At 58.0% G+C, this 13,585-nt stretch carries 10 protein-coding genes; 4 read left to right on the forward strand and 6 right to left on the reverse strand.

Features of this window, described 5'->3' with window-relative positions; genetic code table 11:
- Positions 1–7: 7 nt before the first annotated feature.
- Positions 8–2,704, reverse strand: coding sequence for a S9 family peptidase (locus tag E4021_RS02800; protein WP_136456382.1), 2,697 nt, complete (start codon positions 2,702–2,704; stop codon positions 8–10).
- A 316-nt stretch (positions 2,705–3,020) separates the two neighbouring features.
- Positions 3,021–4,355, reverse strand: a complete 1,335-nt coding sequence (locus tag E4021_RS02805; protein ID WP_136456383.1) for a M24 family metallopeptidase — start codon at positions 4,353–4,355, stop codon at positions 3,021–3,023.
- 64 nt (positions 4,356–4,419) lie between these two features.
- Between E4021_RS02805 and E4021_RS02810 the strand changes: the two genes are divergently transcribed.
- Positions 4,420–6,246: a hypothetical protein gene (locus E4021_RS02810; RefSeq protein WP_136456384.1), complete on the forward strand. Its 1,827-nt coding sequence runs from the start codon at positions 4,420–4,422 to the stop codon at positions 6,244–6,246.
- Here the strand turns inward: E4021_RS02810 and E4021_RS02815 are convergent.
- Both E4021_RS02815 and E4021_RS02820 read right to left on the reverse strand, forming a co-directional pair.
- On the reverse strand, positions 6,233–7,210 hold the full coding sequence (locus tag E4021_RS02815; protein WP_406603357.1) for a glycoside hydrolase family 113: 978 nt from the start codon (positions 7,208–7,210) through the stop codon (positions 6,233–6,235). The two genes, E4021_RS02810 and E4021_RS02815, sit on opposite strands and share 14 nt — an antisense overlap.
- A 119-nt stretch (positions 7,211–7,329) precedes the next feature.
- On the reverse strand, positions 7,330–8,232 hold the full coding sequence (locus E4021_RS02820) for a glycerophosphodiester phosphodiesterase family protein (protein WP_168797437.1): 903 nt from the start codon (positions 8,230–8,232) through the stop codon (positions 7,330–7,332).
- A 234-nt stretch (positions 8,233–8,466) separates the two neighbouring features.
- Here E4021_RS02820 and E4021_RS02825 point away from each other — a divergent pair, with 234 nt between their 5' ends.
- Entirely contained in the window at positions 8,467–9,264 is a 798-nt protein-coding gene (locus tag E4021_RS02825) for a sterol desaturase family protein (protein WP_168797438.1), read from the forward strand.
- Here the strand turns inward: E4021_RS02825 and E4021_RS02830 are convergent.
- Complete coding sequence (locus E4021_RS02830; RefSeq protein WP_136456388.1) at positions 9,213–9,884, reverse strand: class I SAM-dependent methyltransferase; 672 nt, start codon at positions 9,882–9,884, stop codon at positions 9,213–9,215. The two genes, E4021_RS02825 and E4021_RS02830, sit on opposite strands and share 52 nt — an antisense overlap.
- A gap of 134 nt (positions 9,885–10,018) precedes the next feature.
- Here E4021_RS02830 and E4021_RS02835 point away from each other — a divergent pair, with 134 nt between their 5' ends.
- Positions 10,019–11,041: a Smr/MutS family protein gene (locus E4021_RS02835; protein ID WP_136456389.1), complete on the forward strand. Its 1,023-nt coding sequence runs from the start codon at positions 10,019–10,021 to the stop codon at positions 11,039–11,041.
- A 59-nt stretch (positions 11,042–11,100) separates the two neighbouring features.
- Positions 11,101–11,880 carry an OmpA/MotB family protein gene (locus E4021_RS02840; RefSeq protein WP_211096948.1) on the forward strand — a complete coding sequence of 260 codons (780 nt, stop codon included), beginning with the start codon at positions 11,101–11,103 and terminating at the stop codon, positions 11,878–11,880.
- Here E4021_RS02840 and E4021_RS02845 read toward each other — a convergent pair.
- Positions 11,846–13,570: a hypothetical protein gene (locus tag E4021_RS02845; protein ID WP_136456391.1), complete on the reverse strand. Its 1,725-nt coding sequence runs from the start codon at positions 13,568–13,570 to the stop codon at positions 11,846–11,848. The two genes, E4021_RS02840 and E4021_RS02845, sit on opposite strands and share 35 nt — an antisense overlap.
- Between the last annotated feature and the right edge of the window lie 15 nt (positions 13,571–13,585).

Consider the following 13,585-nt stretch of genomic DNA (forward strand, 5'->3'; position numbering starts at 1 on the left):
TGCCCTCCTACTTTACCGGCTCACTGACGACTCGGAGCCCTACGTGCTTATCGTTTTCCGGAGCCGCTTCCGAAGCCGGATCAACGAAGTCGTAGGCACTGTAGCCATACTGCCCATCTTCCGCGTACTCCGCCAGGTTCCCGCCGATGTCGTAGATCATCCGACCGCTGATCTTGACCGGTGCGAAGGTCCCAACCGGTTTGACCAGACTGGTGGTAAGCTCGTCCACTTTCTTTCTCAGGTCGTCTACCTCGTCTCGGGTGATGTCATAGCCGGCCCAGTAATTAAGGGTGTTCTCCTTGGCTCCGCTGTCGTGCGCCTTTTCCTGTAGAGACTTCGCTTCTTTCCGGCTCGGGAAGCGGGCAGGGTCACCCAGCTTTCCGGACAACCACTGAAGATAACTCTGTGCGTCCTCACGACTCAATACTACCGGATCGTTTGCCGCCCCGTCGGGAATGACAAACTCCGGCTGAAAGGCCGCGTACTGGGCGTTGGTGAGTTCAAACCGCGCAATGGAGATGGTGTCGTCACCCAAACTAACCATTTCCGGCAGCAGCACCCCATCGGTGAATACGCCGTAGAGCGTGCCGTGACGGGCCACCGTATCCTTGGTCAGCATCTGGGCCAGCGGGCTATCGTCCTTCAGCGCCGGATTGTCCTTCCGTTCCTTGCCGAAGAGGTAGGTATCGATCCAGGCCAGTTCCTCTTCCATCTTTCGCTTCTGGTGGGTGATTTTTTGCAGACCGTGCGGCTGGCCCGGGAACCACAGGAAGCGGACCGGTGCCTGGGCAATTTGCTGAAGGGCACGGTAGTATTCCCAGCCCTGGTCGCGGGGAACGGCCCGGTCTTCGCTGCCGTGAAAAATGATGGTGGGCGTACGCACCTTTTCCATATCGAACAGAGGAGATTTGATCAGGTAGGCTTCATTGTAGTTCTTCCCGTTCGTATCGTCCCAGGGTGCGCCGCCGAAGTAGCTCTGGTCGAAGCTTACCCCAAATTGGCAAGTGCCGAAATCACTTGTCCAGTTGACGTCACCGGCACCCGGACAGGCCACCTTGAATCGCTCGGGGTATCGCACGGTCAGCATCGTAGTGAGGATGGCACCATTGCTCCAACCCATACTGCCGATACTGTCGGGGTGTACCTTGCCTTCTTCAATCAGCTTGTCGATGCCGGCGGTAATGTCTTCCATCTCCGGCTCGTAGTAGTTTTCCTTGATGCTCTCCACGTAGGCCAGCCCGTGATTGGCCGAACCATGGTAGTTCGGTTTAAGTACGAAAGCCCCACGTTGGCTCAGGATCTGTGGATAGGTACTCCACCGCTCACTCCAGCGGTCCAGGTCCATGCTTGACGGACCACCATGAATGCTCAGCATCAGAGGGTACTGCCGACCGGGCTGGTAATCCTCCGGGTAGTACAGGATCCCCGATACCATCTCTCCCTGATAACCTTTCCACTCAATGACTTCGCTGCGGGCGATGTCTTTCTTGCGCAGTTTCTCGTTCAGCGCCACGATTTCCCGCACGTTTGCGATTTTGGTACCCGCGAACTCCGCCACATAATAGCGCGGCAGTTTGCTGGCCGTGGAATGTTCCAACACCACCTGCTTACCATCTTCGGAAAAGGCCAGGAAGTTTACGTGATCTTTCAGGCTGTCCAGCTTGATCTCCTGACCCTTCCCGCCGCGCGGGTAGAAGGCTTCGCGCATGGTGGCGCGGTTGGAAAGGTCGGCCACGACGTCGTTGCCGACTACGTGAATCCCGCCGACGCCGTTCTCCCAGTCCAGTTCCACTTTCCGGTAGTTCCCTTCGATGGGTAGGTAGTACAATTCCCCGATACCCGCACCGTTCCAGATCGGGTCGCTGCTCAGTTCGGCGGTAAAGTAGAGCCCATTGCCGTCGCGCGTGAAGGCCAGCTCCCGTGGCGTCTGCAAACCTTCCAGAATGCGTCGTTGGGTTTTGCCGGCAACGTCCATCAGGTAGTATGCGCTCTTCGGTTGGGCATCCGCACCCTGGTGCGGACTTCCGGCCAGGACGTAAGCCAGATATTTTCCGTCAAAACTTACCGCATATCCCTCTACGGGCTTGTCGTTCTCGGTCAGGCGCCGCGACTCCTTGTCCTTCAGCGAGAAGGTATACAGGCGTTCCGCCTTCCAGGTGCTGGTATCTTCCACGACTACTACGTCGTCCTTTATTTCCTCAAGCTCCTGCTCCTGCAGGCTTTTGCCCTCATTGCTCAGATAGACCAGCGTGGAGTCGTTCAGCCATTCCAGGTTACTGATCCCGTTCTTGAATTCCTTTACTTCCTGGGGTTCACCGCCGTAGACACTCATTTTCCAGAGTTTCTTTCCCCCGTCGCGACCGCTGAGGAAATAGATTTCCTCCCCGTCGCGGGAGAACAGGGCCGAGTGGTCGCTATCGTCGCCCGTGGTCAGGCGAACGGTGCGGAATCCGTCCTTGGTGCGGTCGTTGAGGCGGGTGAGGTAAAGATCGCGTACGAACTTGTCCTTCTTTTTGTCCTTGGCCGCCCGGCTTTTGCTCCACAGGACCATTTTGCCGTCGGGCGAAAACTCCACGTTCGACATTGATGCAGTATGAATGACATCGTCGATGGTCCACTCGCTCTCGTCCGTCTGACCCATTACGGGCCGCCAGGCGCAGGTGCAAAGTAAAAGCCAGAAAAGAGCCGGGTAGCGCAGGTTCATAGTCTAATGATTTGTGGTAAAAGTAGCAAGCACGGATGACCCCACGACACAGGAATTCATCCAAGCATCTGTAAAATTATTTGTTTTTAGTTTATATTTTCAAAAACAGTTTGTAGTTTTACCTCACAATCGAGACTACCATGCAGCGCACCACCCCGAGTTTTACGACGGCCCATTTACTACAGCGCCTGTCCGGAAATTCCACCTCTCACACCCTTATTCGTTTCGCAACGGATCGCCAAGCCAGCCTGGACAGGCTATCCAATAGCGTACCCACCCGATCCTAGCTGACCACTTCTGCTAAGCAGTTATTACCCTATTCGGATGCTTGGCGAGGTACGAGATAAAGTTCCTCTTGTCGGCCGTTGATGTACCGGAACGCCTCTCCGTCCCAGAATCCGTCTTCTTCCAGCATGATGCGTACGTCCTTGTTCCATTCTGGCAGAAATACGCGGTTATTCAGTTCAATGCTGTAGGCCGTATGGGGGAAAACCGGATAATCCCCCCGGATGGGTACCCCTTCTTGTTGGTCCCACAGTCCAATGGTCGGTCCGGCCCCGTGACCGTGGTAGCCGATCGGGTGGCTGTAAATGCTGGGTCGTAATCCTTCCTTCTCCGCGGTGCGGATCGTATTGAGCAGCAACTCGTTGCCGGACCTGCCGTTGGCGTAGTCATCCGTCAGGATATCCATCAGTCTCAGCCCTTTGCGGTGCGCTTGCACCAAATAGGCGGGAGCCTCGGTTTCTCCTGGCTTCAGGATGTAGGCGTTTTCCTGTGTATCGGTATTCAGACCGCAGTAGGTAATGCCGAAATCGCAGTGGATCAGGTCTCCGGGCAGGATTACGTCTGAGTCAGGGCGGCCACCAAAGCCGTACAGTTGCTGATCCGCGGCCCGCTGCACGTCCACGGTAGGGTGAAACCAGGTCTGCAGGCCAAGTTCCCGCACCCGCTCACGCAGGTACCACACCACGTCCTCCGTGGTCGTCACCCCTGGTTGAATGACCTGTTCACTGAAGGCCTCGCGAATAATTTCGTGGGCCACCTGCATCACCTGCCGATAGACGATCATTTCCGAAGGTGTACGGGTTTCCAGCCACCGGATCGCCAGGCGTTCTCCGCTGACTACCCGTTTGGCCAGGTCTTCCGGCAACTCCTCCATCAGGCGGTCGTAATGGAAGCTGCTGATTCCGTCCGCCAATCCGAATTCTTCGCTGCGGTTTACGGCGATCTTCTCAGGGTTCCGGCCACGGATGATTTCTACCAACCGCTTCCACTGGTCGGGCTGCTGTTCCGGATCCCAGGCTTCTTTGAAGACGTCGCCCACGTCATACCGCGCAATGGCGAGCGTTTCCAGAGGCTGTCCATCCCCCGGGTCGAAGGCAACCAGCATGGTGGTGCGCCGGGCACCCATCCACGTACTGGGCAGCATCGTTTTCACCACGGCATCCTCGTTGTACTCCCGGGTGATCATCACCCACATATCTATACCCTCCTCCCGCATGATGGCCGGCACCACGGTCTCAAAGCGCTCCTTCAGCCAGCGATCCTGCAACTCACCCTGCTGGCGCAGCGAAAGGATGACGGGCATGCGGGACTGGGCCACCGCGGTGGCCGAAAGAATGAGCAAAAGAAGCAATGAGAGGTAGCGCATAAGAAGGCGATGGTTGATGGTTGGGCTAATGTAATACCCCGGTGCCTTGCTTACCTTCGTTAGCGTGAAGCTTTCCGCAACGGTTGCCCTCCTCGTTTGCTACCTGATGCTGGTAGTGGCGCACCTGTACTACCCCAAGTGGCAACAGGGGGGTACTGAGGCCACCCTCAGTTACGATGTATCCGGCTATTACCTTTACCTGCCCGCCGTGTTTATCTACGATGACCTCCGGGAAGTTAAGTTCCTGCCCCAGATCATCGAGCAATATCGGCCCACCGCAACCCCTTATCAGGCATATCCGCACGCCAATGGCAACGCGGTAATGAAGTACAGCCTTGGTCAAGCCGTGTTGTATACCCCGGCATTTCTGCTCGCCCACGCCTATGCCTCCGCCAGCGACGAATACCCGGCCGACGGATTCTCCCGGCCCTACCAATTGGCAATTTCTCTATGGAGCCTGCTGATCAGTTTTCTGGGACTGTTCGTTCTGATGCGCGTCTTGCTGAAGTATTTTACCGAATCCACGGTAGCCCTCACCCTACTCCTCATCACGCTGGCCACCAACTACTTCAATTATGCAGCCATCGACGGTGCCCTCACGCATAATTATGAGTTCAGCCTGTATGCCCTTTTGATTTTGGCCTGCACCCGGCTGTATCAGTCGGGAAGAGAGGGAAGCGCGGCAACGGCCCCGTGGCAGTTGTTCGCCGGCATCGGCTTGCTCATCGGGCTAATGGCACTCACCCGACCAACCGAGATCATCGCTTGCCTGCTCCCGTTGCTCTGGAATATGCCCCCCACCCGAGCGGGACTGCAGAACCGGTGGAGCTTTCTTATGCACCAACCGGGAAAGATCGCGCTGGCCGTGGCAACCTGCTTGCTAATCGGATCGATGCAACTGTTCTATTGGAAGTACGTAACCGGCGACTGGATTGAGTACAGTTACCAGGACCAGGGATTTGACTGGTGGGAACCTCACCTTGTCGATGGTCTGTTCAGTTACAAAGCGGGCTGGCTGACGTACACGCCGGTAATGTGGTTTGCCTTGATTGGTTTTATCCCGCTGTACCGCAGCCGCACGAAGATCTTCGCGGCCACTTTCCTCCACAGCCTGCTTTTCATCTACGTGGCCTTTTCCTGGAGTGTATGGTGGTACGGCGGAAGCCTGGGTCAGCGTACCATGGTTCAAGCCTACCCCATACTGGCCTTCCCGCTCGCCGCCACGGTGGAATGGGTAGCCCGAGGTCGACGAAAATGGCTGACCTACCTGTTCGGAGGGATATGTCTGATACTGGTGGCCCACAACCTGTGGTTCACCCACCAGGCCCACCGGGGCGGGCTGCTGGTGGCAGAGTGGATGAACCGGTCCTACTACTGGCGCACCCTGTTCACCTTCGATGTCAATGAGGACGACAAGCTATTGCTCGATAACCCCGAATTCTTTCGCCGCACCCCAAAGCAACTGGACACGCTGTTGACGAACGACTTCGAGAACCAGTCTACCAAGGCCTGCAACCTCCCCCCAATTTCGGGTCAAGGTTCCTACTGTCTGATTGGTCAACAGCAGAATACCGAGGAGATTTGGGTTCACGGGCCTTTCGCCGAAGGCCATTGGCTACGGGCCTCTGCGGATTTCCAGATTGATCGTACCCGCGGCGACGTTCATTCCTACACCCAGTTGGTCCTGCGTTTCTACCGGGACGGTGAGCGCGTCAAGGAGCGGGTGATCCGGCTTCAGCGGGTACTGAATCACGACTTTACCCGACAGGTTTATATAGAGGCCCGCGCCCCGGAAGGTGGAGCCGATGCCGCCAGCGTGATGGTGTGGAACGGCGGCATCGACCAACCTGCCGTGCTGATTGACAATCTGGTGGTTACTACGGTGGAGTGACGTCGGGCGCCAGGGGAGGATATGCGTACAAGCCGGAAAGTACGGAAGCAGCCGGCTTGCCCCCGGGCACGAATCCCGTGTTGCGTGTGTTCCCACGTCCTTCGGTATGCCCCAGATAGGAGGGCCATTTCCAGACAAACATCCCCTGCAGTCGGGCGGATTCCCGCACCGCCCCAGCCAGTGCTGTATAGCAGCGTGCCTGAGCCTCAAGGCTTTCCTCCCGGTCCCCCGCCTCGGCGTGCGGATTTTGCCAGGCATCCGCTACGGAGCGGTAACCGACCTCCGTGAGCCATAGCGGTCGGTCGTGCGCCTCACTTATACTGTCCGCCATCTGCATCCACCGATGCGCTCCGGCCTGCAATTCAGCATCGGTAGGTTGTTTTTCACTGGACAGGGGGTAATAGCTATTCAGGCCCATCACGTCCAGGTCTGCCCAAAAGGAAAGGTTTTCGAACTCTTCGCCCCAGTTGGCAGCGTAAGTCAGTTGGCCGTCGTACACCTCCCGTAGGGCCGCGATGATCTTCCGCCACCGATCGGGGTGCTTGAGAGTGGTGTGCACCAACTCGGTACCAATGCAGAGGGCGGCAACATCTTCCGCCTGCGCCATTTTCCCGTAGTGAAGGATCCAGTCCTCGTAAGCGGAAAAGAATTGCTCCCATCCAGCTTCGTCCGCGAAGTCAATTTCGCCGGGCCACGACCCCCGGATCCAGATCTGCGGTTTCAGGAGCACCGTCAGCCCACGATCGTGCGCGGCACGGATACACGTGCGCACGGCAGGGTCGGTTTCCGATCCCGGACGATCAGGAATGGGTAATTCAGTGATCTCCCGGGGGTTTCGCGAAAAGGTATAGGGCACAATAGCTACGGCGTTGACATTCAGTCTTACAAGACTATCCATTGAAGGTCCGGTAGTGGTACCTCCGTACCCATTATGGCCCCGGTATCCTTCGTGGGCGAACGTCATCCCGCGCAGAAATTCATCCGGGAGGTGACGCACCGCATGACCGGCATCGGTATTCGGATTACGATTACAACCCACGATTAGCGAGAGGGCAACAAGGCTAGAGACGATGCGCATGAATTTCATTTGTCGGCTTCGGCTTCGGCGATTCGGTTGGGATAGTCGGTGATGATGCCGTCGACCCCCTGGGCCATTAATTCGCGCATCCGCGGCACCTCATTTACCGTCCAGGGCACCACGCGCATTCCCAGGGCGTGCGCTTCCTCGATGATTTCGGGGGTCAATTTGCGCTCCCAGGGACTGTAAATGGCCGGCTGAAAACCGAGCTCCACCATTTTGGACTGCACTTCACCGGGCGATTCGTCCAGGTAGGCCAGGGTAAGCCGTGGGTTCTGTCGGTGAATTACGGCCAGCGTCGGGGGATCAAAACACTGCAGAGTAACCAACTCGGGCTTTCCCCAGGCTGCGACATCGTCGAGCACCAAGCGGACGAAGGTTTCCCGATCGGGCACCAAATATGGTTCCCACTCCGGCTGATATTTCAACTCAATATTGTAGCGGGGTGAGAGGCGCCCCTGCTGGACGCAGAACCGGTCGACCGCCGCGAAAACTGCTGAGAGCGTAGGCTTGTGCACCGGCCGGCGGGCCTGCTCTGGAAAGCGCGGGTGTGGCAGTTGACCACAATCGTAATTCTCGATTTCCCGGGCGGTAAGTTGGCGTAGACTTACAGTATCCGTAATAGATCCACCACCAGGCAACTGACAGATCGCGGGCTCCATGTAGGGGTCGTGACTCACAATCACCCGGTCGTCGGCGGAAATAACGACGTCAAGTTCAAGGGTCGTGACTTCAGGATAGCTCAGCGCCCGCAGAAAGGCCGGCACAGTATTCTCGGGCAGCAAGCCGCGGGCACCGCGGTGGCCCTGCCAGTCAAAGGTTGGAAGATTATTGTTCACCATACGCGAAGTTCCGCAGGTCGTCAGCAGCGGCAAGAAGATAATGAGCAAACGGGGCAATCGGGTCACGCTGCGGGTTTGAGGTTTGAAGGGCCGGAATGAAGTCCTCCGAAGAGGAAAGATAATGTGCAGGGAGCGGCTCTGCCCCTTTCTCCACCAATTTGCCTGAAACGCTTCTTGCCGATCGCCGGCCACTTTGACCGGCATATGGTTAACTCCCCGCAACCTCTTTATCCAATCGCTGTATTGATTGGTGTTACACCCTTACTTTTCACCTACCATCGGTCGCCATACCTTTCCGCTATGCTTACCCACTGGTTATTCTGGATCGGGGCTCTGTTCGTGGTCATCTTTCTCAGATATTTGGCATTCAGCGGGCTGTACCACTACATGCTGCGGCTGCGGCTGCGCGACCGCCTGCGCCACCGTATTTTCCATTACGAGGTAGGTGCAGGCGCGCAGGTGCAACGTGAGATCCGCCGGTCGGCGGTAGTATCCCTGATTTTCGCCGTCTTTGGCATCCTGGTACTCTACCTCTGGCAGAACGGATCTACGCGATTGTATACGAAACTGGCCACGGCATCCGACTGGATCTGGCTGGTCGCTGGGACCCTCCTCTTTCTACTGGCGCAGGAGACATACTATTACTGGATCCACCGCTGGATGCACCGGCCCGGGGTGTATGAGCGGGTACATCAATGGCACCACGAAAGCATCGAGACCACGGCCTGGACCGCCTTCAGCTTTCACCCCCTGGAAGCCGTATTGCAGGCGGCTTTTCTTCCGGTCAGCGTCCTGATTATCCCCATGCACGCATTCGCATTCCTGACCCTGCTCGCCGTAATGACCCTATCGGCAACCATAAACCACGCCGGCATTGAAGTTTTTCCGACGCGCTGGGCCAACCTTCCACTGCTCCGCGGACTGATCGGCGCCACGCACCACGACGTACATCACAAGCAGGCCCGCTACAATTTCGGTCTCTACTTCACCTTTTGGGACAAATGGATGGGCACCGAAAGTCCGCGGTTTACCGAGCGCTTTCAACGCTACTCCTCCCGGCATGCGAGGGAGTCAAAAACGCAAACCCAGGCCCGGTAATCAAAGATAGCCGTCCGGCGCAGACACGCTTCCCGCTCGATTGTCCAGCCCCGCTTAGATAACGCCCCACGGTACGCAGCAGCATCGTGCTGCTGGGGGTGGAGCGCATCTCCTGGCAACGCCCGGAAGAGCGGCAACAGCCAGACGTGACGGTGCACGTCGCTGCTCAGGATCATCCGCGTACCAGGCCGCGCCATAGCCGTCAACTGGTCGAGGCTGCGGTGCCAGTCGTCTACGTGATTGATTGCATTGAAGCAGTAAATGCAGTCGAACGGATACAGCCCTTCCAGGGATTCCAGGGGCTTGGGCACGAACCTGACCTGGGGGTAATGGACCCGCGCGAAGACGGGCAGGGTCTCATACTCTCGCAGGAGCGGATCGACCGCCGTGATGCGCTGGCGATCGTGCAAAAGGGTAAAGATCCCGGCCGGCCCGCAACCGGCGTCCAACACCCGGGCGTTCGGTTTTACTTCCCATTCCAAGGTGTCGAGCACGCGCTGCCAATAGGTACGCTTGGCACTCAGGTAGTCTTGCGGCGACTGCTTGCTGAGATAGCGCCGCCACCACCTCAGTTCCAGATACTGAGCCACCCGCCAGCGTAGAGAGTTCGCTCCTGCCATCGCCGAAAGGTACCACGGGTGGCAGGACTTCAGACCTTACCTACCCTCCCCGACTTCGGACAAGCCTAAAACCCTCGCGGTGCACAACTTCGCACGCCCGCATTCCTTTCTATCTGCAACCCAAATTTATAGTCATGACTTTCAAGATAGGCGACCGCGTCACCATGCTCCGCACCGGAAAAACCGGAACCATATCCGCATTGCTTAAAGGTGACATGTACCAGGTCCGACTCGATGGTGGCCTTGGTCACCTTCCGGCGCCGGGTCACGCCATCGCGCCGCTGGGGGCTGCCGGCTCGTCCGCGCAACCCGCGCCTAACCCGCCGAGCGAACGCGAAGCCCCAACCCAACGCGACCGTCACGATACTGGCATCCAGCTGGCCTTCGACCCGATCTATGGGGGGGAGGGCGAGCCGGAAAGTTATCAGTTGTACCTCATAAATGGTACCGGGAGCCAGATCCTTTACGAAATCAAGGTCAAAACCGCCGACCACCAACGCAGCTCCAAATTTGGGCCGCTGGAAGCCTACGGTAAAAAGCGACTGGACGTGATTCCCTACGGATGGCTGAACGAGCGGCTAACCGTCGATCTAGATGTACGTGCCAAGGTGGAAACCGGTACTGGGCCCCGTCATTACCACCAGGTGAAAGTCCGCCCCAAGCAATTTTTCGGCAGTTTCCGGGAAGTACCCGAACTCAGCAGGGGTGCTCACCTCTTCACGGTTTTTCCCCGGCTGGAAGCTACCTCCGTGGCCGATCGGGAAAGCAGCGGCCCAAGCCTTCGGGAGCTCACCCGCGCACAACTGAAGAAGCAACCCGACAAAACCGCCCCCGCGGCCCGGCCCACCTCCTCGCTGCAGGCGCGCACCGACTTCAACCCCGTCCTAGATCTACACCTGGAAGCCCTCGTCGAAGACCCCGCCGCCGTCCCGAAGGATAAGGTGCTGTCCACCCAAATGGAACACTTCGACCACTTCATCGATCAGGCCCTGCGGCTCGACATCGAGCGGGTTTACATTATCCACGGCCTGGGCAACGGCATCCTTAAAACAGAGATCCACACCAAACTGCAGCACGTACCCTTCGTGCAGAAGTTTTCCAATGATTACCACCCCAAGTATGGCTACGGCGCCACCGAAGTAGTCTTTGAAGCATGATGCAATCGCAGACGCTACCGGAATTACTACCGTTATTGCAACTCCAAAACGTATACCGAATGAAAATCCTCGCCCCCGCCCTCCTGCTTTTGATGCTTTTCAGTTGTAACAAAGGCAAGATCACCGAACTGGAAACCAAACTCGCCAGCGCCCAAAGCGAGAACCAGCTGCTAAAGGGTCAGCTGGAAACCGTCCAACGCACCAACGGCGACCTGCTCAATCGCATGGAAGACCTCTCGGTCATCAGTAAAGAAGGGGCCACCAGTATCCGAGAAAGCCTGCAGTCCATCAGCGGTCAGACCTCCCGCATAAATGAATTGAACCGCAGCATTCAGCGTAAGGATAGCCTTAACCTGGCGCTGGTCATGAACCTGAAACGCAGCCTGAGCAACATCAACGACGAGGACGTCAAGGTAGAAGTGCGCGGCGGCAAGGTGCACGTCAGCATCAGCGACAACCTGCTATTCGCGAGTGGTTCGGCCCGCCTCAATCCCGCCTCCGATCGGGTCCTCGACAAGGTAAGTCAGGTACTCAATGATCACAACGACCTCAGCATCATCGTGGAGGGCCATACCGACAACGTACCCATTCGTAGCAGCACCATCAAGGACAACTGGGAACTCAGCACCATGCGCGCCGCGGCGGTGGTACGTGAATTGGTACAGGATTTCGGCGTTGACCCCTACCGCCTTACCGCCGCCGGGCGGGCAGACAATGATCCCCGGGGCGATAACAGCACCGCCACTGGCCGCGCGCGCAACCGCCGCACCGAAATCGTGATCACACCCAACCTCGACGAGTTCCTTAACCTGGCCCGGGACCCGGGAATGGAGGGCTAACGGGCAGGGGCGCGGTCGCCGGTGCAACAATCCGTGGAACGGCCAAGCTGGCCGTCAGGGGCCGGTGGCACACCCCGAAACCATCCCCCACGGGAAGGCTTAACTCGGCTCGGACGGGAAAGGTCCGCATGGTACGATCGTCGATCATCTTGAGCGGCCAACTGCGGTCGCTCTCCAGGGTTACGCTTAACACTGCTCTGCGCGCATCGTAGGTGGTGGCTACCACGCGTGCATGCAAGGTGTCTTCCGCTCCGCCAACCAGCAGATTCGTAGTTTCGAACTGCCCGCGGGAGGCCAGGGGATTCTCACCGTCTTCCACATTTACCGTCAGATGCCACTGGAAGGCGTACTGGCCGGAATTGCGACGGTGCAATTCGAAACGGGTACTGGCGAGATCCACCAGGGGGTGCGCCGAAGTGGCAATCGTTTTAGTGACGGGGATCAACAAATCGGGCACCCCGTTTCGCCCCGGCAGAACCAATGTAAAGCTGGCCGGTACCGGCTCCACTTGCCGCGTATGGAAGACCGCGTCTGCGGGTCGGCCACTCAGGGTGAAGGACAGCCCCTCCTTGGTTGGGCCTACTTCCAGCGTCGGGTTTCCAACGTACACCCCTTCCGTGATCGACCGCACACCCCAGCCGGCACCAGCTAATTCAGCGGGAAGGCCGGCCACCGACACGGAAATCTCGTGCACCGCCCCTTCGCGAAGGACAGCCGGCGCTACCGTTATCGGTACGAGCCGGTGAAAATAGTCAGCAACCTCTGACGGCGTCGGCAGGGCCTGGTACAGACTGGCACGGGAATAGGGTCCATCAAAATCGGTGTAAACGATAGTCTCCCAGTCACTCCCGCTGAATGTATTCTCGCGATTGCTGCCGTGCATCAGTTCAGCGTTCAACTTGGCGGAAAAGGGAAGGGCTACGTTCAGTCCGACCGACTGCTCGGCGGCCACCACTTCTTTACTGTCGGCCAGGTGTTTGATAACAATCCCGTCGAATTGCCGGAGATAATAAGCTTCGCCCCCGTATTGCGGGTTCGCCTGGTAGAACTGCCACAATTGGGACATCAGCTCGGCAGTGCGGTGGTCATTGGCGGCCAGAATCTCGGACAAAGGGCTTTCAAAACTACCGGCCATGGCCAGTACACTGCTGCTTCGTCGCGCGTCCGTGTCCAGGGCGGCTGCAAAAGCCGCGTAGGGTGGTTTCCAGCCCGCGTCGAGGGAAGCCTTCAGGTAGCCACCGCAATTTTCGGTGAGGATGAATGAATCAAAGCCGTCGCGCGGCAGCGGCAGGAGATCTATTCCGTCCGTCGGATTATACAAGAGCCGTTCCGGGCGGTAATGGATACGGTCGAGCGGAGCAGCGACCTCCGCGGCCGTGAAGACGTAGCTGAGCAGGTTGCCGCCGTTGATGTTGGCTTTCTCCACCCGGGTGCGTAAGGAACGCTTACCTAGAAACCGCTCTAGCGTCGGTGGCGTATAGTCGCGTTGGCCTTCCTGACGCGTGAATCCGCAAAAGTCGTAGTGGAGTTCGAAAACGTCCTGCAGCGCCCCACCCAGAAAGAGTCGGCTGTAGGCCTTCTCAGGCGGCCAGGGTTCCACCGCCTGATTGCGGCGTCGCTGGGCATCGGCCGGTCCGGAAAACAAGATCAGCGTGGCCAGGAAGGCCAGCGGGAAGCGGGGAAAGTACATGCGCGGGCGGGATAG

Source organism: Neolewinella litorea (assembly GCF_004803465.1).
Lineage (GTDB): Bacteria > Bacteroidota > Bacteroidia > Chitinophagales > Saprospiraceae > Neolewinella > Neolewinella litorea.

Bases quoted from the DNA above. Each gene is read 5' to 3' on its own strand.
- E4021_RS02800 (WP_136456382.1), bottom strand. From the start codon at position 2,704: ATGAACCTGCGCTACCCGGCTCTTTTCTGGCTTTTACTTTGCACCTGC.
- E4021_RS02805 (WP_136456383.1), bottom strand. From the start codon at position 4,355: ATGCGCTACCTCTCATTGCTTCTTTTGCTCATTCTTTCGGCCACCGCG.
- E4021_RS02815 (WP_406603357.1), bottom strand. From the start codon at position 7,210: ATGACGTTCGCCCACGAAGGATACCGGGGCCATAATGGGTACGGAGGT.
- E4021_RS02825 (WP_168797438.1), top strand. From the start codon at position 8,467: ATGCTTACCCACTGGTTATTCTGGATCGGGGCTCTGTTCGTGGTCATC.
- E4021_RS02830 (WP_136456388.1), bottom strand. From the start codon at position 9,884: ATGGCAGGAGCGAACTCTCTACGCTGGCGGGTGGCTCAGTATCTGGAA.
- E4021_RS02835 (WP_136456389.1), top strand. From the start codon at position 10,019: ATGACTTTCAAGATAGGCGACCGCGTCACCATGCTCCGCACCGGAAAA.
- E4021_RS02840 (WP_211096948.1), top strand. From the start codon at position 11,101: ATGAAAATCCTCGCCCCCGCCCTCCTGCTTTTGATGCTTTTCAGTTGT.
- E4021_RS02845 (WP_136456391.1), bottom strand. From the start codon at position 13,570: ATGTACTTTCCCCGCTTCCCGCTGGCCTTCCTGGCCACGCTGATCTTG.